Genomic DNA, 18,974 nt, shown 5'->3' on the forward strand with positions numbered 1-18,974 from the left:
GCGTCCATGAGGTCAAGCTAACGCACGGGGCCCAGGAATGGGCCAAAAAAAGAGGTTATCCACAAGTTGATTTTTGCTCACACAAAGCTTCGGAATCGGGCTAGATTCGGGGCATGACAAACCAGTCGAGTATCGCAAACATCTTCGCCGTTTCCCGCGGCGATGGGCTGGTGGATGCGGCGGTCGACGTGGCGCGGCTGGGCTCCTGCAGTGTCGACTTCGACACGCTCTCGGACGGCGATGTCCTGGCCGGTCAGCAGACCCTGGCCCGGGCTCAGCGGGAGCTTGATACCCGCAAGGCGTGGATGGCGAAGACCCTGGCCCAGCGGTCCCGGTGGGAGTTGGGACAGTCCGGTCTGGCGGCGCAGCAGGGTTTCCTCAATCCCGAGGCTCTGATCCAGAAGCTGACCGGCACCAGCAAGGTCGAGTCCCGCAAACTCGTCGGGGTGGGGCGGATGCTCGCCGAAGCCGAAGACGCCGCAGCGCAGGCCGCCGCGGCTGAGGCCGAGGCTGCCCGCCGGTTGCTCGACGGTGCACTGAATGGTGGTGCGCTCGACCCGGACTCCCCCGACGGCCTCGACGGCCTCGACCCGGCCGGTCTGCTGCCGGCGCCGACACCGATGCCCTGGCACGCGCCGATCTCCCACGCCGTGACCGGCGGCACCCTCTCGATCGATGCCGCGCACGCCCTGCGCACCGGCCTGGGTGACATCGACACCGTCGTCACCGGCCCGGCCCTCGCGAACGCCCTGGCCGGGCTGCTCACCGACGCCGCATCGATGAACGTCGACCAGCTACTCAAACAGGCCCGCCACCTGCGCGACACCCTCGACGAGGCCGGCATCCGGGTGCGCGAGCAAAAAGCCTGGGACGACCGCTACCTGCGCATCTGGACCCTGAACACCGGCCAGGTCCGCATCGACGGCCTCTTCCCCGCCGAACAGGGCGAGTTCATCAAGTCGACCTTCGACAGCTTCACCAGCCCGCGCCGCGGCGGCGTGCGCTTCGTCGACACCGAACGCGCCGCCTGGGCCAAACGGGTCAAAGAGGACCCGCGCAGCACCAGCCAGATCACCTGCGACGGCTTCTTCGACCTGCTCAAAGCCGGCACCACCGTCAACCCGAACGACATGCTCGGCGGCCGCCGCCCCGCCGTGCAGATCCTCACCACCCACACCCCGACGGCCGGGCACGCCGCACCCACCGAGCACGCCGGTTCAGCCGTTCCAGTCGGTCCAGCCGATTCAGCCGGTTCAGCCGGTTCAGCCGGTTCAGCCGGTTCAGCCGGTTCAGCCGCCGACGACATCCTGATCTGCCTGACCGGGCAGGCCGGGCACGGCTATATCGAAGGCAACACCGCCCCCATCTCCCCCGAAACCATCGAACGCCTGATCTGCGACTCCGGTACCGTCGAGATCAGGCTCGACGAGTTCGACCGGCCGCTGGACCTGGGCCACGAACAACGCCTGTTCACCCGGGCCCAGCGCCGGGCCCTCGCGGCCCGCGACGGCGGCTGCCGATGGCCCGGCTGCGACCGGCCACCGGCCTTCACCGAAGCTCACCACATCGATCACTGGCTCAGGGACCACGGCGGAACCGACATCAACCAGGGCATCCTGCTCTGCCCCGCCCACCACCTGCTACTGCACAACCAGCGCTGGCAGATCTTCGAAAACACCGGCCGCTACTGGCTCCGACCACCCGCGACCATCGACCCGGGCCAGGCTCTCATCGACATGCCCCGGCGCAACCATGGTCTGTCGCCAGCACCAACGCCACCGCCCAAGACCTGAATCAAGCCAGCAGCGGCGTTTCGTTAGCGCTTGAGGTTGGTGAGCTCCTGAAGCACCTCGTCGGAGGTGGTGATGATGCGCGCGTTCGCCTGGAAGCCGCGCTGGGCGACGATGAGGTTGGTGAATTCCTGCGACAGGTCGACGTTCGACATTTCCAGGGCCCCGCCGGTGAGCGAGCCCAGCCCGGCGGAACCGGGAGCGCCGAGTTCGGCGGTGCCGGAGTTGAAGGTGGCCCGGTAACCGTTCGAGCCGGTCTTCTCCAGCCCGCCCGGGTTGGTGAAGGTGGCGAGGGCGATCCGGCCCAACGCCTTCTGCTCACCGTTGCTGAACAGGCCGATGAGCGTGCCGTCCTTGCCGAAGGAGTAGGACTCGAGCGATCCGGGCGCGGTACCGTCCTGAGACGAGGCCGTGACAGTGCTGATTCCGGCAAGGGCGGTCAGCGTACTCAGGTCGATCCTGATGCCGGTGGTCGTGATGTCACCGATGTCGAGTGTGCCGCCGGAGGACACTCCATTGCCGGTGAAGGCCAGCGCGGTCGATCCGGAGGAAGTGCCGTCCACGCCACCGACGGTCCAGCCGTTTGCCGCTTTCGTGAAGGTCAGGGAGAGCGTGCGAGCCGCACCCGAGGCATCGTAAACCTTGATGTCGCGTACCAACTCGGTTCCAACGACGGCGTCAGAGGGCAGCGTTCCCGTCATGGATACCTTGCTCGTCCGGTCCCCCGCGATGACGGCGTTCAGCGGCAGGGACAGGTCCCCGACGGCACCACCCTCGTTGACCACGCCGTCGACGGCGCCCCAGCCCTGCACGATCGCACCGGACGGGGTGACGAGGCGGCCGGCGGAGTCGAAGTCGAAAGAGCCGGCCCGGCTGTAGATCGTCTCGCCGCCCTGCTGGGTGAGGAAGAACCCATCGCCGGAGATGAGCATGTCCGAGGCCTTGCCGGTGGTCTGCGACGACCCCTGTGCAAAGTTGGTGGCAATGCCGGCAACCTGCACACCGAGGCCCACCTGCGCCGGGTTGGTGCCTCCGGTCGCGGCCCCAGGGCCGCCGGCGCCCTGGGTGAGCTGGGAGAGGGTGTCCTGGAATTGGGTGGCCGAGCCCTTGAACGCCGTGGTGTTGACGTTGGCGATGTTGTTGCCGGTGACGTCGAGCATGGTCTGGTGGGCGCGAAGTCCGGAGATACCGGAGTACAGGGAGCGAAGCATGAGTGCTGCCTTTCAGGAGGTGATGAAGAGGAAGGGATGCGGCGACCTCGCCGGGTTTGCGGGCGGGTGTCGCGGTGGTGCAGATCGAGCTGCTGAGGGGCGGGCTCGCTGGACGCGAACGCGGTGCCGGATCACCCGGTGGGAGCGGTCACCCCCGAGATCGCGTCCAGAGCCACGCTGGCCGTGCCGACGGTGACCTGGGGCACCGGGCCGGCGTAGGTCACCGCTGACGCGATGCCGGTGACGCTGGCGCCTGCGGCATCCGTGTACGTGACGTTCTGGCCGACGAGAGCGGCCGCGGCCGTGCGCATCTGCAGCGAAAAGTTCTCGTCCGCGGTCGTGGACAGCGCGGTGAGCTTCTCCATCATGGCCAGCTGGGTGGTCTGGGAGATCATCTGGTTGGTGTCCATGGGCGAACTCGGGTCCTGGTTGCGCAACTGGGCCACCAGAAGGGACATGAAGGTCTCTGAATCGAGAGTCTGCTTGGGAGTGCGCACCGGCGTCGTCGAGTACAGGCTGGCTCCGGCGCTGGAGTCTGCGGCGGCGGTGGCGGTGGACACGGAGCCGACGGCGTCGATTGTCATGGGATCTCGTTTCTGGGAGGCTGCGTGCGGTGAGGAATGCGGGGTGAGGTGCGGGGCGATGTGCTGCTGGGCGGCGGGTCAGGCGAGAACATCAACACGTCCCCTGGCCAGGTCGGATCGGGTCGGATCAGCCGCGGCGTCCGTCGTATCCGCGCCGATCGGCGGGGACCGCAGCCACGGATCGGCGGCACCGGAGTCCCGGCGGCGGTCATGGGCTCCGTGCTGATCTCCGCCGAGCGCCGGATTGCCCTGGCCGGGCTGGTCGGCGTTGCGGTCCTGCCGGCCTGACGGGTCGGCGTCACCGGGCTGGTTCCGCGCGGATACATCGAGGCTCGCCGTCAGTGCGCCGCCGGCCAGATCGCGGCGCAGGTCGGGCAAAATGAGCCGCAGTGCGTCCCGTGCGACGTCGGTCGAAGCGAACAGCTCCAGACGGATGCCGGTGGCGCTGATCTGCGCCCGCACCAGGACCGGCCCGAGATCGTCGGGAGTGACGCTGATCGACATTGTGTGTTCACCGGGTCCGGCGGCCGCCAGGGTGAACAGCGGACGGGCCACCTGGCTCGCCAGAGGCACCGGAACGCCGGCACCGGTCGACGGCGACAGTGAAGGGGCACCGGCGGGTGAACCGGTGACGGGCGCCACCGCGGTAATCTGCCCGGCGGCGGCTGGCGGAACGAGGCCCGCCGTCGGATTCTCGGCTGCAGCGGATTCGTCTGTGACCGCACCGGGCGTCCGGGTCGACCACACGACGGTGGCGGCGACGCCGGGGGCAGTTGCCGTCGCGGCAGTGCCGGTCGCTGCAGTCTCGGTCGCTGCAGTCTCGGTCGCTGCAGTCTCGGTCACTGCCGTGCCGGTCGCTGCGGACGTGGTCGCTGCCGTGCCGGTAGCTGCGGTCGTGGTTGCGGCAGTGGCGGTCACCGCGGTCGCGGTCGCGGCAGTGCCCGTCGCGGCAGTTCCCGTCGCGGCAAAGCCGGTCACTGTCGTCGCGGTCAACGCGGTCCCGTTCGTGGCGGTTCCGTACGCCACAGTTCCGTTCGCCACAGTTTCGTTCACCGCAGTCCCGATCGCGGCGCTGCCGGTGTCGGTGCTGACGGTCGGGGCTGGTGATGGGTGCTCGGTTGCGGCGGTTCCCACCGGCCGGCCCAACGCTTGTGCCGTCGGCTGCGCTGTCGGCTGCGCCATCGGCCCAGCGTGCCCGCCTCCGGAAGCGAGCCCGGCATCCGCCGCTCCGACCGGCGTGACGACAGCGGCTGGTGCGGGCTGGGACCCGGTAGGACGGGATTCGGCAAGCGCAGCGGCGATGGGTCCGTCGCTGAGTTCGACGTTGCCGAGTTCGACGTTGTTGAGTTCGACGTTGCCGAGCTCGGAGTCGCTGAGTTCAGCCTCGCCGCGTTCAGTGCGGCTCGCGGATGCAGTCGTGGCGGGCGGGTGTCGGACGACCGCTGGCCGGGTCGGTGCGGAGGCACCGCCGGAAGGAGCACCGCTACGGACGGCAGCACCGATCCCAGCACCACCAGGGCTTGCAGAGGCGCTACGCCGAGCGCCAACCGATCCGGCGCCGGAATCTGGACCGGACGCGGCACCGCGCAACACCCCAGCGAACGTGTCGGCGCCGCCGACGGAATCCGGCTGGGAGCCGCGAGAGCCACGACCGGGGGCCACGCCGGGCGCTCCCGGGGAACGCGGGAACTGCGTGGGCGCTGTCACGAGAACAATCCGGACAGGGACAGCGCCGAAGCGGACGAGGCGCTGGACGCTGAGCCGGTGGACGCGGCGCCGTTGAACATCGATGCGAATGCCGCCGTGAGCAGATCGGTGGAGCTCGATGCCGCGCCGGCCGTAGCCGCCGCTCGATCGGGGATCACCCGGCGGATGGTGGTGATCTCGGAATCGTCCATATAGGCATCCACCTTGCTGACCGTGCGCCCCTCGTATGGCGCGTGGATCACCTGGTTGTTGCCGGCGTAGATCAGGATGTGGTCGCCGCCGCCGGTGACGATGAGGTCACCGGGCTTGGCCTCGGCCAGCGATGCCACCTCGGTGCCGATGGTCATTTGCCCGGAGACCAGGCGGGGCACCTCGATGCCGAGGTCGGCGTAGACGCGCTGCACCAGACCCGAACAGTCCATTCCGGTGCTGTCCTCGCCCCCGAACACGTACGGCACGCCCAGGTACTTCTCGGCGGCAGCGACGACGCCGGCGCCGGTCGCTCCCGAGCCGGCGGTGCCGGATGCTGCGGCCGGCGTGCCGGTGGCCGCGGCGAGGGCATCGGCGAAGCTGGTCGCGGAGACCGACGTACCTGCGGTGCTGCCCGCCGTGGCTGTGCTGCTCGCCGCTCCGGTGCCGCCGGCGACAAGGTCGTTGAGCTGCACCAGCCTGGCCTGGATCTCGCCCATCCGGCCGAGGGCCTCCACCATCGTCATCGTGTCTCCCCCGTTGGCGCTCCGGTGCCCGATGAGGCGGTGCCGGCTCGTTCGTCGCCCAACCGTCGGTGCCATCCGGTCGACGCGATCTCGTCGATGACAGCCTGCTCGGCGTGCAGGTCTTCGGCGGCGGCCAGTTCGCCGTGGCGTCCCTCGAGCTTCTCCAGGCTCACCGCGGCGGACTTCCTCGACTCGAATTCGCGTTGCGCATCGACGACACCCTGCTGGGCGACGGCGTCGAGGGCCGCGAGTTCGGCCAGCATGCTGCGGGATGACGCCCTGGCGGCGGCGATCGCGGAGAGGGTGTCGGCGCCGGTGGCGCTGATCGGCAGGTGCTCGAGCGCGGCCCGGGTTTCGTCGATGCGGGTCGCGGCAGCCCGCAGCCGCGCGTTCGCGACGGCGAGGTCACCCGCGGCCTGGTCCTGTTGCAGGTGTCGCAGACGCAGCAGGCCGGCGAGCGAGAAGGGACGGCTCATCGGGCGCCGCCCAACAGCCGGGCCAGCGCGGCGAGTCGGTCCCAGGCCTCGGCGGCCGGGGTGTGCTCGTCCATCCGCTGCTGCAGGAACGCGGTGATGGCGCCGTCGTGCTCGACGGCGGCGTCGACCATCGGGTTGGTGCCGCGGCGATAGGCGCCCACGTCGATCAGGTCCTGTGCGGCGCGCCGGGCGGCGAGCACCGCCCGGAGAGTGCCGGCAACGGCGGCCTGCTCCGGCGTCGTCACCCGCGACGCCACCCTGGAGATCGAGGCGAGGGCGTCAACGGACGGAAAGTGGCCGAGCACGGCCAGTTTGCGGTCGAGCACGACGTGGCCGTCGAGGATGGAGCGGGCGGCATCGGCGATGGGTTCGTTGTGATCGTCGCCGTCGACGAGCACTGTGTAGATGCCGGTGATCGAGCCGGACTGGTCGGTGCCGGCCCGTTCGAGGAGGCGGGCGAGCAGCGAGAACGTCGACGGCGGGTAGCCGCGGGTGGCGGGCGGTTCGCCGACCGACAGGCCGATCTCGCGCTGGGCCATCGCCACCCGGGTGAGCGAGTCCATCATCAGCATGACGTCGGCGCCCCGGTCGCGGAACGACTCGGCGATGCGGGTGGCGACGAACGCGGCCCGCAGGCGCATCATGGCCGGCTCATCGGAGGTGGACACCACGACGATCGACCGGGCCAGACCCTCGGCACCGAGGTCGTCCTCGAGGAATTCGCGCACCTCGCGGCCGCGCTCGCCCACCAGAGCGATCACCGACACTTCGGCGTCGGTGCCGCGGGCGATCATCGACAGCAGCGACGACTTCCCCACGCCGGAGCCGGCGAACAAACCCATCCGCTGGCCCTTGCCCACGGTGGTGAGGGTGTCCAGCACCCGCACCCCCAGCTGCAACGGCGACTGGATGCGCGACCTGGCCATGGCGGACGGGCTGGCGTGATCAAGGGGCACCCGCTGCTCCACGACGAGGGGTCCCTTGCCGTCGATGGGGCGCCCGAGCCCGTCGATCACCCGGCCCAGCAGGCCGGAACCGGTCGGGACGAGGAAGCCGGTGCCGCCGCCGCCGGCACGCACGGGGTCGCCGACGCGGATGCCGGTGAGCCTGGCCAACGGCATGCAGCGCATGCCGTCGGGGGTGGTGGCCACGACTTCGGCGTCGACACCGGCGGTGCCGGTGCCGGTGACAGTTGCGGTGCCGGCCTGGGTTCCGATGCCGGGTCCGCCGATCGTGACGAGGTCGCCGATGGCGCCGTTCAGCCCGCGCACGTCCACGCTCAGGCCCACGATCGACGCGACCGTGCCCACCCGCTCCGGGCGGGCCGCTGCCAGGGCTCGGGCCAGACGGGCGGTGCTGTCCGGCCGGGTGAGGGTCACGACACGCCTCCGGTCAGCGCCGCCCTGGCCCGCTGCAGGGCGCTGCCGATGCGGGCATCGAGGTAGCCGTCGGGAAACTCGCTGACGGCGTCGCCGCGGGACAGGCTCGCATCCGCCACCAGGGTGACGCCAGACCCGGCCAGCGCGGAGCCGTCGAGCACTGAGCCGTCGAGGGCAGCAAGGTCGTGCGGGTTCAGCCGCACGGTGTGGCCGGGAGACCCCGCTGCCCCGTCGGCACGGGTGCGAGCCAGTGCCGAGCGCACCGCGGTCGCCTCGTCGGCGAGGGCGTGGCCGATGATCGCCTCGGCCAGATCGATGGCGGCGCCGAGCAGGGTGTCTTCGGCGTCGTGGAGCACCGGCGCGGTACGGGTCTCCAGCGCGCGGACCGCGGCGTTGAGCACCTCCAACGTGCGGTCGCGCTGCTGGCCGGCGGCCCGCATCAGCTGGGCATGCTCGGCCTCGAGCCTGGCTACCCGCGCGTCGACGGCGGCCGCCGCCGCCCGCAGTCCCTCGGCGTACCCGGCAGCGTGGCCCCTGGCCTGCCACTGGCGCTCGACCCTGGCGCGGTCGTCATCGCGGCCGCCACTCGCCCCGGCGTCGGCGAGGGTGGGAAAGACCAGCGCCGAGAAGTCGGTATCCGGAACCCCCGTACCGGTGCGTGCCGCGCTAAACAACGAAGTCATCCTCGTCGGCACGCTGCACGGTGATCGCGCCCTGCGCGGCCAGGTCGCGGATCGACCGCACGATGGTGGCGCGGGCTTCCTCCACCTGCGAGACCCGCACGGGTCCGAGTCCGGTGACCTCGTCGTTGAGGATCTCGCGGTTCCGCTCGGAGAGGTTGCGCTGGATGATGTCGACGACCAGCTCGCTGGACCCCTTCATGGCCACGGCCAGCACGGCGGCGTCGATGCCGCGCAGCACCAGCTGCACATCCCGGTTCTCCAGCTTGATGATGTCGGCGAAGGTGAGCATGCGAGAGCGCACCTCTTCGGCGAGCACCGGGTCGCGTTCCTCGAGCGCCTCGAGCAGGGCCCGCTCGGTGTTGATGTCGGCGCGGTTGATGATCTCCACCAACGGTTGCACGCCGCCGACGACCTCGGCGGAGTCCCGCGACGCGGCGACGGCGCCGATGCGTTTCTTGAGGATGTCGGTGACCACCCGCACGGCCTCCGGGGTGGCCGGTCCGGTGGAGGCGATGCACTGGGCGACATCGGTGCGCACCGAGCCGTCCAGCCCGGACAGGATCGCGGAAGCGTGCTCGGGCCGCAGGTGGGCGAGCACCAGGGCGATGGTCTGCGGCAGTTCGCCGTCGAGCAGCGCGAGCACCTGCATCGGGTCGACGGTGTCGAGAAACTCGAACGCCTTGCCGGCCATGGAGGTTGCCACCCGGCTCATCACGCCGGCCGCCCGTTCGGCGCCGAAGGACTTCTCGAGCAGCCCGATCGCCACGGCGTGGCCGCCGCGCGGGTTGCGGGCGCCGATGGTGGTGAGTTCGTGGAACTCCGCGACGGCGCTGTCCATGACCGCCGCGTCGACCCGGCGCAGCTGCACGATCTCGGCGATGATCTCGGCCGCCTCGACCTCGGAGAACTGCTTCATCACCTCTGAGGCGCGTTGCTGGTCCATGGTCATCAGGACCACGGCCACCTTCTGGGTGCCGGTCAGGCCGGTTCTGGTGTCCATCAGGCCGGCTGCCGATCGTCCATCAGGCCACGCAGCATCTCGGCGGCCATCTGCGGGTCACGCAGGGCGAGGGCATCGATGTCGGCCACCCTCTGGTCGCCGCCGCCCGGCAGGGCGCCCACAGGTGCGCCGCTCTGCGGGTAAGCCTGGGTGGGCAGGGGGTCGATGTGCAGCGGCGCCATCTGCGGCGGCAACGCGAACGGCACCGTCGGCGCATCCAGTGCGGACCGCGCCTGCACCAGGTCGCTCAGTTCGATGGCCTGGCGGCTCTGCCGGCGTGAGCGCCTGGCGTAGAGGATCAGTCCGAGCACAAACGCGATCACGGTGCCGCCCACGATCAGTCCGACCTGAAGGATGCCGGCATTACGGGCGGCCTCTTCGGCAGCGGCGGCCTCGGCAAGTTCTGCGGCGGCGGCGTCGGCGCCGGCGGCGTTGAAGCTCACGACCTCCACGGTCACGGCGTCTCCCCTGGCCACGTCGATGCCGGCGGCCGAGGACACCAGGCTGGTCACGTCGGCCACGTTGAGGTCGTCGGCCACGGCGGCGTTCACCGCCACCGAGACCGTCTGCCGGTTGATCTCCCCGGCGGGCACCGTGCGTGTTTCGGTGACCTTGTTGATGGCGTTGTTGCGGGTGGTGTCTTCGCTGGTGAAGGTGCCGTCCGCCGTGGTTTCGGCCGGGACGGCGATGTTGTCCGGGCCGAGCACCCCGGCCGCGGCATCCCCGGCACCGGTGTACGACTCTGTCGTCACGGCTTCGTTGAGCGCCGGGGCGTTCTCGGGAACAGTGAACGACTCCTCGACGACCTGGGCGCTCTGGTAGCTCATGTCCGCGGCGACCACGACGGTGGCGTTGCCCGGTCCCACGACCTTGTCGAGCATCGCCTGCACCGAACCGCGCACCCGTTCCTCGTAGTCGCTGGCCTGCTGACCGGCCGACCCGGTGGCCCCGACGCCCACGGCGGAGAGCACGACGCCGGCCGCGTCGATGACCGCGACATCCGTGGGTTTCATGCCGTCGATGGAGGCGCTGGTGAGGTGCACGATCGCCTGCACCTGCTCGGCGTTCAGGGTGATGCCGTTCCGGGTGCCGACGAAGACGGATGCGGTGGGATCGTTGGTCTCCTCGGTGAACACCGTGGCTTCGGGGATCGCCAGCCGCACCGAAGCGGTCTGCACACCCTTCATGGCCTCGATGGTCGCGGCGAGTTCGCCCTCGAGGGCCCGCTTGTAGGTGACCGACTGCTGGAACTCGGAGGCGGTGACCCCCATGGTGTCCAGCAGCGAGTAGCCACCGGTGCTCGACGACGGCAGGCCGGCGGCGGCGGACTTGAGTCGCTGGTCGTAGACGTCGGCCTCCGGCACCAGAATGGTCGCTCCCCCGTCGCTGAGTTCGTAAGAGACCCCGTCGGTGCGCAGCTGCTCCACGATGGTGTTGGCGTCGGAACCGCTCAGACCCGAGTACAGCGGGGTGTACGCCGGTTGGGTGGCCCACATCGTGAGCGCGGCCGTGCCCAGGGCGAGCACGGCGACACCGATGATGGCCATGGTGCGTTGGGCGACGGTGAACTCTCGGATGGCGTTGCCCAGCCGGCGGAACACCGAGGTGATCTGAGCGGGCATCAGGCCTGCATTCTCATGATGTCGTTGAACGCTTCGACGCCCTTGTTGCGCACGGCGGCGACCAGTTCGAGGGTGACCGCGGCGCGCGAGGACGCGATGGTGGCGGTGTGGATGTCGTCGAGGTCACCCGTCACGGCCTGGATGGCATAGCTGTTGGAGGTGGACTGCAACTGCTGCAGGTTGTTCACGGCTCCGGTGAGGGCGCTGGCGAAGCCGGTGTCAGAGGATTCGGTGGTGCTGCCGGCCGTGCTTGCGGGGAGGTAGGACGTGGCGCTGACGGCGGGCGCGGCGCCGATGGCGGGGATGGTCATCAGTTGCGTCCGATCTGCAGGGCGGCTTCGTAGGAGGTCTTGGCGCGGTCGATGACGGCGGCGTTGGCCTGGTAGCCGCGCTGGGCCATGATCAGCTCGCCCATTTGCTCGGCCATGTCGATGTCGGGGCGGCGCACGTAGCCGTCGGCGTCCGCGATGGGGTTGTCCGGTTCGTAGACCAGCAGGCCCTCGGCATCGCCCAGGGCGGTGCCGGCCACGTAGGCACCCGACACGCCCTCGCCCTCCTGGGCGACGATGTAGCGAGCTTGGAAGGCATCCCCGGAGGTGGCGGTGGCGGTGTTCGCGTTCGCGATGTTGTCGGCTACGGCGTCGAGCCACTTGCGGTGCAGGGTGAGTCCGGTGCCGGCGATGCCGAGAGCGTCGAGGCCCATCAGCTGGTCCGGAGCGCGGCGCGCATGCTCGAGTCGGCGCCGGCCACGGCCTGGGCCGCGAACTGGTAGCGCAGCACGGTGTCGATGTTCGAGACCGTTTCGGTGTCGAGGTTCACGTTGTTGCCGTCGAGCCGGGTCGGCTCGAGCGAGCGCGCCGTGCTGGCTGTGGTGTGGCCGTCGCCGGCCCGGACCGACTGGGCGAGGGCGTCCTCGAATGAGACCCGCTGGGCCTGGTAGCCGGGGGTGTTCACGTTCGCGATGTTGTTCGCGATGGTGCGCTGGCGCAGGGCCAGTCCGTCCAGGGCGCTGGTCAGCGCCGCGGTCGTCACGGATTCGATCACGCAGGGCCCGATTCGTCGTCAATGTTCCGGACGGCCGATCCGTGGCCTGTGGTGAGCAATCCGTGCTCATCCGGAGCTATCGGCCGTCGACGACGATGCGTTAGTGCTTGTCGGGAAAGTTGTCAGAAAATCTGTCGGATCAGCCCGCGATGTCGAGGTAGACCGGCTGGTCGGAGCTGTGCGTGGAGAGGATGGTGCGCACGGCGGCCAGGTGGGCACCGGCGGAGCGGCGGGCATCCTCGATCTCACGGATCAGTTCGAGCTGCCCGGTGAGCAGCATCCGCGCCCGTTCTTCGAGTTCGCGCGGGAGCTGACCGATGTGTTCGGGGGCACGCCACTGCACCCCGGTCACGAGTTGTCCGCCCTGGGCGGAGAGCACGGCATCCCTGGCACCGCTGCCCAGGCTCGTTTCCAGGTCGTCGAGCACCTGCAGCCATTCGGCGTTGCTGGTGCGGCGCTCCCCCGGCGCGGCGGCGCTCGCACGAGTGCTGTGCGGCCGGGCGCTGCTGGAGTGAACCTCAGGCGACTCCACGGTAGCCCTCTCCGCTCGGAGCGGTCTGCGGAGCCGGCAGCGCACCGGCGGCTTCGTGCCAGGCCTGACGCAGCGGCTCGAGCAGAACAATGCTCTCGCGGGTGCGGGCCACGTCACGGTGGATGTTCGCACCGATCAACGCGTTCGACACGTAGGTGTAGATGGCGAGGAGACCGTCGGCTCCGTCCCAGGCGGTGACGTTGAGCGAGGTGGTGAGTTCGTCGACGATGGCCTGCGCGTGCAGCAGGTTCTCCGACGCGACCGGCCAGTTCTCGCCGACCTGGGCGGTCTCCGCGCGGACGAGGTCGAGCATCAGCCTGTCGTAGAGCATGGTGAGCAGGCGCACCGGGGTGGCCGACAGAACGGCGTCGCGATTGAGCTGGGCGCGCTTGGCTTGCGCGGCGGCCAGCTGGGCCGCCGAGGGCTGTGCAGTCGGCTGGGCCGATTGCTGCGGCGCTGAAAGTTGGGGTGCGAACAGTGCGGTGGTCATCAACTGGAACTCCCTGTGTAGGCGTCGGGTAGCGAAGCGATCTGCGAGGTGAGCCAGGAGGACTGCGCCTTCAGCTCCCCCAGCCTGGATTCCATGGCGGTGTAGACCCGTTCGAGCGAGGTGCGTTTGGCGGTGAGCCTGAGGTCCCAGTCGCTGATCTCCAGGCCCATCGTGCGCACCTGGGACTGTTGGCTGGTGACGGTTGCGGTGAGGGTGCCGTCGTATTTGTCGGATGCCGTCGCCGCAGCCGTCGCCACCCGCCCGGAGATCTCCTGCACCGTCTTCATCACGCCGGCAGGATCCTTGGCCAGGGCGGCGGCGAACTTCTCGGCGTCGAATTCCATCGTGCCGGACTTGGTGATGCTGATGCCGATCTCCGACGGAGAGCGTCCGTCGACCGGCATCGACGCAGCGGAGAGCAGGTTCTGTTTGACCGTACGGATGGTGCCGTCGCCGGCGAAGAGACCGGCTGTGGTGACGCTCTTGCCGGTGGAGTCTGTCGTGGTCGACACTGCAGACCGGTTGGTGATGACGGCGAAGATGTCGTTCAGGCCGCTGACCAGGCCGCCGGCCATCTTGGAGATGCCGGCGTCGTCTCGGGTCACGGTGAGCGTGACCGGTGCGGCGGAGACCACATTTACGGTCACATCCAGACCCGGCAGCAGGTTGGTGAAGGTGTTGGTGCCGGAGGTGATCGTCTGTTCGGCCGTGGTGCCGGCCCAGAGCGTGACCTGGGCATCCTGGGCGGCCTTGACCTGAGTGGTCGGAACCGTGCCGCCGGTGAGAGTGAAAGCGGAGGCGGCGCCAGGGGCCGCGCTGCTGAACTGCAGCCGGAAGCCGTCGGCGCCCACGGCGACCTTGGTGGCGGTGATGCCGAGCCCGGCCGTGTTGACGGCGGTGACGACGTCGTCGAGCGAGGTGGATGCCGGCGTGATCACGGTGGCGGTGCCGGCGGCGTTGGTAAGAGTGAGGGTAGCCTCGGGCCAGGCGGTGAGCGGCCCGGTGACGGTGACCTGGTTCTGGGCGAGCCGGCCGACGGTGACGTCGAGCACGCCGGCGGCGGCGCCGGTGCTCGTGGTCGCGGTGACCTGGCTGGAACTGCTGGTGGCGGTGTAGAGGTCGTAGCTGGCGGGTTTTGCGGCCTTGGTTGCGGCATCGGCGAGGGCGGCGACCTGGGTGTTCAGCCCCTGCACGGCGGTGGTGTAGTTCTGGGCGGCCGTGACCTTGCCCTTCAGCAGGGTCTGCGGGATCGCTTCGACCGCGATCAGGTTGTTGATCAGGGTCGTGGTGTCCTGACCACTGATCAGGCCATCGATGGAGAGTCCCATGGCGCCGTGTCCGTTCCGTTGTCTGCGGGTGTGCGAGTGGCCGGCGGCCCGCGCTTTCTGAGGTCCAGGTCAGATCGTGCGTGCCACCGGCCGGTTCCCGGTCGGTCGACGTTCCGGCTTTTCAGCCGGTCGGTCGGTCGGTCCGTGACTTAGCGCAGCAGCGAGAGGACGCCCTGGTTGGACTGGTTCGCCTGCGCGAGCATGGCGGTACCGGCCTGCGACAGGATGCTGGAGCGGGTGTACTTGACCATTTCCTCGGCCATGTCGGTGTCGCGGATACGCGAACCGGCAGCGGTGAGGTTCTCCTTGGAGACGGCGATGTTACGGATGACGCTCTCGAACCGGTTCTGGTCGGCACCGAGCGAGGCGCGCGAATCGGAAACGTCCTTGATGTGGCCGTCGATCGTGTTGATCGTGTCGAGTGCCAGCGCCGAGGTCGCGAATCCGGTCCCCGCCAAAGTAGTAACAGCGGCTCCGATGAGGGAAACGTCCGTTAGCTTCACGTTGATCTGGTCGTCGGCAGCGACGCCGCCGGCGCCGATCTGGAACGTAAGGTCGGTTGCAGCCGCAGTCGTGTCGAGAAGCTTGGTGCCATTGAAATTGGTTGACGAGCTGATACGGGTCAGTTCCTTGCCCAACGCCGCGACCTCTTTTGTGATCGCGTCGCGTGAGTCGCCGTTGTTCGAGCCGTTACCGGCCTGGACGGCGAGGTCACGAACGCGCTGCAGAATGGTCTGCACCTCGCTCAGGGAACCTTCAGCGGTCTGGATGACCGAGACGGCGTCCTGGGCGTTGCGGCTGGCGACCGTGAGGCCACCGACCTGCGACTTCAGTCCCTCGGAGATGGCCAGGCCGGCCGCGTCATCCGCTGCGCGGTTGATGCGGAGGCCGCTGGAGAGGCGCTCAAGCGACTTGGCCATGTCGGTCTGGGTCGAAGCCAGGTTGCGGTAGGTGTTGTTCGCCGCGAGGTTGGTGTTGATCTGCATACCCATGATGTGTTCCTCCGTGATTGGGTGGTGTTCGCCTGCCCATCCATGGGCTGACACTGTGACCTATCGGCCCCACCCCGCGGCGCGTTAGCCGTTGCTGGAGAAAAGTTCGCGGGAGTCCAGCGCGATCGGCTGGCCCGTCGCTGTCGACTGGCCCACGTTGATGTCGGTGACGCCGGCGAGTCCATCTGCCGCAGAGGCAACGGCAGGGCGGGAGATCAACGGGCCCGCGGAAAGGCTGGGAGCAGCATCCGGCACCCTGTCGTGCGCCAGGATCGCCATGCCGAGCATCGCCTGGTCGGCCATCCGGGACAGGTAGGCGCTGCGGCGGGCCGGCGCCACGGTGGACTCCGGCACGAAATCGGCCTCGGCGTCATCGGCGTAGTGGGTGCCCAGTCCGTCGCGCAGCAACCGGATGGCCTCAGAGCGTTGTTGGGACACCGCGGAGTGGGTGATGCCCAGGCCAGCTGCGATCTCCTTGACCGACCGGTCCTCGAAGTACACCTGCTCGATGATCAGCCGCATCCGCTCCGGCAGCGCCGAGACGCCCGCCCGCAGGTAGGCGAGACGTTCGGCCGCCAGCAGGGACTCCTCGGGAAGCACGGTGTCGGCGACGAGGAACTCGGCGGTGCTGTCGTCGAGGGTGGTCAGCGTGCGCTCGGAGTCGGCCAGACCGGCCAGCGCGGTCTCCCGGTCGACGCCCAGCGCGGCTGCGACCTCGTCTACTGTGGCGCTGCGGCCGAGGGCGGCGGCGAGGGTTTCCTGCACCTGGCGGGTCTCTTTGATCCGGCGGCGGGCCATCCGGGTGGCCCAGTCGTTGGAGCGCATCTCGTCGGCGAAGGCGCCGATGATGCGGCGCCGGGCGAAGGCACCGAACGGCACGCCCAGGGCCGGGTCGAACGCGTCTGCGGAGGTGATCAGGGCCAGCGATCCGGCCGAGGCCAGGTCGTCGCGGGACAGGTGCCGGGCCTTCGCCCAGACTTCGGAAACGAGGTAGCCGACGAGGGGCAGGTTCTCGACGACGAGCCTGTTGCGCTCCGAACGATTCACCGAGTGCCCTCCTGATTGGTGCTGAACCTGTTGCCATGCGGTCGACGAACTGAGACGGGTCTCTGTTCGCTGCCGGGTGCGCAGGGTGAGGGATGGCGTCGTTTCATGAGCGCGAATACCGCCCGGAACAGGGGTTCGGGTCCCAGTGCCTGCGGTGTGCGCCTAGCTCTTACGGTAACAACCGCGGCAGTCGCATCCGCCTCGGAGGTGCCCCCAATACGGGGCACCCGGTGTCCTATCTTTGGGGGACACCGCCGGTGCGATTCGCGGGATCAGCACACCCGTTGGCCGATTCCCCGCTAACCGGCGGGAATATGCGGCCGATAGTGCTCTCGAACGGTCAGGGAATCGTACGATGGACCAACGGGGCCTGCAGGGGCGGAAAGGCAGTGTCGACGTGGGCGCCAATGAATTGTCTGCGCTGTTGTGGCGCGAACGCGAACTGCTGGAATTGTTGGTCTTCAAACTCGATGAGGAACAGCTGTTGCTCAGCGCCGGTCGCACACGGTGGGTTCAGCACGCCACCCGCGAGGTCGAGCAGGTGCTCGAGCTGGTGCGCGAGGCCGGCCTGGGCCGATCGGTCGAGGTGGCTGCCGTCGCCGCGGAGTGGGGTACCTCAGCGGATGCAACGCTGAGCGAACTCGTCCAGCAGGCTCCCGCCGGGCCGTGGGGCGACATCCTCAGCGCCCACCTCACCGCCATGACCGAACTGATCGCGCAGATCCGCAGCCTGCGTGATGTCAACGAACAGTTCCTGCGTTCGGCCGCGCGTTACACCCAGGAGACCCTGGCCGGCGTCGACGCACAGGCCACCACCTACGATTCCCGCGGCGCCTCCGGAGCTCAGAGCGCCGGTGCCCGACTCTTCGACCAGAGCCTGTGAGACTTCCGCGATGACTTCAGCACTGAGGACCCCATGAGCACATTCGGCGGGTTGAACACCGCATACTCCGGACTCGTCGCGGCACGCGCCGGGCTCGACGTGGTCGGGCAGAACATCGCCAACGTCAACACCGAGGGCTACACCCGCCAGCGGGTGACGACCTCCGCCACCAACGCCGCGGCGCGGGCCGGCCTCGTCGCCTGGGGCGCGACCCCCGGCACTGGAGTATCCGTCGACGGCATCGCCCGGCTGGGCAGTGCCACCCTGGACGCCAAGGTGCGCGCGACCGCCGCCATCGCCGGCTACACCGCCGTGCGCGCCAATGCCCTCGGCGCGGTCGAGAACTCGCTCAAGGAACCCGGCGTCAACGGGCTTTCCCACCAGCTGCAGGAATTCTGGGCGGCCTGGCAGGATCTCGCCAACGGGGCCGACCCCGCCGCATCCGCCGGGCTGCTGCTCGGCGAGGCCGGCCAGCTCACCAGCCAGATCACCGCCGGATACCGCGCCGTGACCGACGAATGGGCCGTTGTACGCAGCAGCGCCGACGCGCTGGCCACCGAGGTCAACGGGGCCGCGGCGCAGGTGGGCGAGCTCAACGGCATCATCCGCCAGACCCTCGCCTCCGGCGGGTCGGCCAACGAACTCATCGACAAGCGTGACACCCTCACCGCCACGATCTCCGCCATCACCGGGGCCAGCGTGCGCCCCCAGGCCAACGGCACGGTGGACGTCCTGATCGGCGGAAACCCCCTGGTGTCCGGTACCGACGTGCGGGTGCTCACGGTGACCGGGCCCACCAGCCTGGCGTCCGCCAACGGCCCCGTTCAGCTCGAGTGGGCCCATCACCCCGGCCAGCCCATTGCCGTCGACGGCGGCGAGCTTGCCGGCGCCCTGTCTCTGCTGGGACCGGCGGATGCCGATGGCACCGGTGGCGCCCTCGCCGAGGCCGCCGCTTCCTACAACGGCTTCGCCGCCCACCTGGCCGACTCCGTGAACAGCATCCATCGTGGTGGGATCACCAGCGCTGGAATCCCCGGCGGCACCTTCTTCGACTACGTCGCGGGCGATGCCGCTGCGACGCTGGGCGTCTCTCCGAAGAACGCGACCGAGATCGCCGCTGGCGCCGTCGGTGCCGGGGCAGCCAACGGCGCCAACGCCGACAAGATCGCCCAGCTCGGCACCAGGCACGCGGTGGACAAGGATGGGCTCCCGCTCGCCTCCCCGAACTCGGTCTGGTCCGAATTCGTCACCAGGCTCGGCGTCGCCACCGGCATCGAACTCGCCCAGGCGTCGTCGGCGAACCTGTCGGCCACCGCCGCGGTCACCCTGCAGCTGTCCAACTCCTCGGTCGACATCGACGAGGAGAACGTCAATCTGCTGACCTTCCAGCACGCCTACCAGGGCGCCGCCCGGGTGATGACGGCCGTGGACGAGATGCTCGACACCCTGATCAACCGCACCGGACTGGTGGGAAGGTAGCCGATGATCCC

Annotated in this window: 20 protein-coding genes; 3 read left to right on the top strand and 17 right to left on the bottom strand. The window is 69.3% G+C overall.

Going from position 1 to position 18,974, the window contains the following annotated elements:
* The first annotated feature begins 113 nt into the window (after window positions 1-113).
* Window positions 114-1,793 (top strand): HNH endonuclease signature motif containing protein, encoded by a 1,680-nt coding sequence (locus RCH12_RS10710; RefSeq protein WP_327016846.1) that lies wholly within the window; start codon window positions 114-116, stop codon window positions 1,791-1,793.
* Window positions 1,794-1,816: 23 nt separating this feature from the next.
* On the opposite strand, the gene RCH12_RS10715 is transcribed toward RCH12_RS10710, so the two are convergent.
* The 17 genes from RCH12_RS10715 to RCH12_RS10795 all read right to left on the bottom strand — a co-directional run bounded on the left by RCH12_RS10715 (window position 1,817) and on the right by RCH12_RS10795 (window position 16,601).
* A complete protein-coding gene (locus RCH12_RS10715) occupies window positions 1,817-3,001 on the bottom strand; it encodes a flagellar hook protein FlgE (RefSeq protein WP_327016847.1) in 1,185 nt (394 codons plus the stop codon).
* 131 nt (window positions 3,002-3,132) lie between these two features.
* Window positions 3,133-3,585 (bottom strand): flagellar hook assembly protein FlgD, encoded by a 453-nt coding sequence (locus RCH12_RS10720; RefSeq protein ID WP_327016848.1) that lies wholly within the window; start codon window positions 3,583-3,585, stop codon window positions 3,133-3,135.
* A gap of 78 nt (window positions 3,586-3,663) precedes the next feature.
* Entirely contained in the window at window positions 3,664-4,767 is a 1,104-nt protein-coding gene (locus tag RCH12_RS10725) for a flagellar hook-length control protein FliK (RefSeq protein WP_327016849.1), read from the bottom strand.
* A gap of 521 nt (window positions 4,768-5,288) precedes the next feature.
* Window positions 5,289-6,008 (bottom strand): C40 family peptidase, encoded by a 720-nt coding sequence (locus tag RCH12_RS10730; RefSeq protein WP_327016850.1) that lies wholly within the window; start codon window positions 6,006-6,008, stop codon window positions 5,289-5,291.
* On the bottom strand, window positions 6,005-6,484 hold the full coding sequence (locus tag RCH12_RS10735; RefSeq protein WP_103431664.1) for a flagellar export protein FliJ: 480 nt from the start codon (window positions 6,482-6,484) through the stop codon (window positions 6,005-6,007). The genes RCH12_RS10730 and RCH12_RS10735 overlap by 4 nt, the downstream gene beginning before the upstream one ends.
* Window positions 6,481-7,863: a FliI/YscN family ATPase gene (locus tag RCH12_RS10740; protein ID WP_327016851.1), complete on the bottom strand. Its 1,383-nt coding sequence runs from the start codon at window positions 7,861-7,863 to the stop codon at window positions 6,481-6,483. Before RCH12_RS10740 ends, RCH12_RS10735 begins: the two co-directional genes overlap by 4 nt.
* On the bottom strand, window positions 7,860-8,546 hold the full coding sequence (locus RCH12_RS10745; RefSeq protein ID WP_327016852.1) for a FliH/SctL family protein: 687 nt from the start codon (window positions 8,544-8,546) through the stop codon (window positions 7,860-7,862). The genes RCH12_RS10740 and RCH12_RS10745 overlap by 4 nt, the downstream gene beginning before the upstream one ends.
* The gene (gene fliG, locus RCH12_RS10750; protein ID WP_103431661.1) at window positions 8,530-9,546 is read right to left on the bottom strand and encodes a flagellar motor switch protein FliG; all 1,017 of its coding nucleotides are present in this window, start codon (window positions 9,544-9,546) and stop codon (window positions 8,530-8,532) included. Before fliG ends, RCH12_RS10745 begins: the two co-directional genes overlap by 17 nt.
* Window positions 9,546-11,168, bottom strand: a complete 1,623-nt coding sequence (gene fliF, locus RCH12_RS10755) for a flagellar basal-body MS-ring/collar protein FliF (RefSeq protein ID WP_327016853.1) — start codon at window positions 11,166-11,168, stop codon at window positions 9,546-9,548. The genes fliG and fliF overlap by 1 nt, the downstream gene beginning before the upstream one ends.
* Window positions 11,168-11,479, bottom strand: coding sequence for a flagellar hook-basal body complex protein FliE (gene fliE / locus RCH12_RS10760; RefSeq protein ID WP_103431659.1), 312 nt, complete (start codon window positions 11,477-11,479; stop codon window positions 11,168-11,170). Before fliE ends, fliF begins: the two co-directional genes overlap by 1 nt.
* On the bottom strand, window positions 11,479-11,871 hold the full coding sequence (locus tag RCH12_RS10765; RefSeq protein ID WP_103431658.1) for a flagellar basal body rod protein FlgC: 393 nt from the start codon (window positions 11,869-11,871) through the stop codon (window positions 11,479-11,481). The genes fliE and RCH12_RS10765 overlap by 1 nt, the downstream gene beginning before the upstream one ends.
* Window positions 11,871-12,212 carry a flagellar basal body rod protein FlgB gene (locus RCH12_RS10770; RefSeq protein ID WP_103431657.1) on the bottom strand — a complete coding sequence of 114 codons (342 nt, stop codon included), beginning with the start codon at window positions 12,210-12,212 and terminating at the stop codon, window positions 11,871-11,873. Before RCH12_RS10770 ends, RCH12_RS10765 begins: the two co-directional genes overlap by 1 nt.
* A 139-nt stretch (window positions 12,213-12,351) precedes the next feature.
* Entirely contained in the window at window positions 12,352-12,744 is a 393-nt protein-coding gene (locus tag RCH12_RS10775; protein WP_103431656.1) for a hypothetical protein, read from the bottom strand.
* Window positions 12,731-13,234, bottom strand: coding sequence for a flagellar export chaperone FliS (gene fliS, locus RCH12_RS10780; RefSeq protein ID WP_327016854.1), 504 nt, complete (start codon window positions 13,232-13,234; stop codon window positions 12,731-12,733). Before fliS ends, RCH12_RS10775 begins: the two co-directional genes overlap by 14 nt.
* Window positions 13,234-14,562: a flagellar filament capping protein FliD gene (gene fliD / locus RCH12_RS10785; RefSeq protein WP_327016855.1), complete on the bottom strand. Its 1,329-nt coding sequence runs from the start codon at window positions 14,560-14,562 to the stop codon at window positions 13,234-13,236. The genes fliS and fliD overlap by 1 nt, the downstream gene beginning before the upstream one ends.
* 149 nt (window positions 14,563-14,711) lie before the next feature.
* Window positions 14,712-15,554, bottom strand: a complete 843-nt coding sequence (locus RCH12_RS10790) for a flagellin N-terminal helical domain-containing protein (protein ID WP_327016856.1) — start codon at window positions 15,552-15,554, stop codon at window positions 14,712-14,714.
* A gap of 84 nt (window positions 15,555-15,638) precedes the next feature.
* Window positions 15,639-16,601 carry a sigma-70 family RNA polymerase sigma factor gene (locus tag RCH12_RS10795; protein WP_103431652.1) on the bottom strand — a complete coding sequence of 321 codons (963 nt, stop codon included), beginning with the start codon at window positions 16,599-16,601 and terminating at the stop codon, window positions 15,639-15,641.
* Between the two features lie 397 nt (window positions 16,602-16,998).
* On the opposite strand from RCH12_RS10795, the gene RCH12_RS10800 reads away from it, so the two are divergent.
* Both RCH12_RS10800 and flgK read left to right on the top strand, forming a co-directional pair.
* Window positions 16,999-17,484 carry a flagellar protein FlgN gene (locus tag RCH12_RS10800; protein ID WP_103432109.1) on the top strand — a complete coding sequence of 162 codons (486 nt, stop codon included), beginning with the start codon at window positions 16,999-17,001 and terminating at the stop codon, window positions 17,482-17,484.
* A 33-nt stretch (window positions 17,485-17,517) separates the two neighbouring features.
* Window positions 17,518-18,963, top strand: a complete 1,446-nt coding sequence (gene flgK, locus RCH12_RS10805; RefSeq protein ID WP_327016857.1) for a flagellar hook-associated protein FlgK — start codon at window positions 17,518-17,520, stop codon at window positions 18,961-18,963.
* Window positions 18,964-18,974 lie beyond the last annotated feature (11 nt).

This window comes from Cryobacterium sp. MP_3.1, from assembly GCF_035984795.1.
GTDB lineage: Bacteria > Actinomycetota > Actinomycetes > Actinomycetales > Microbacteriaceae > Cryobacterium > Cryobacterium zongtaii.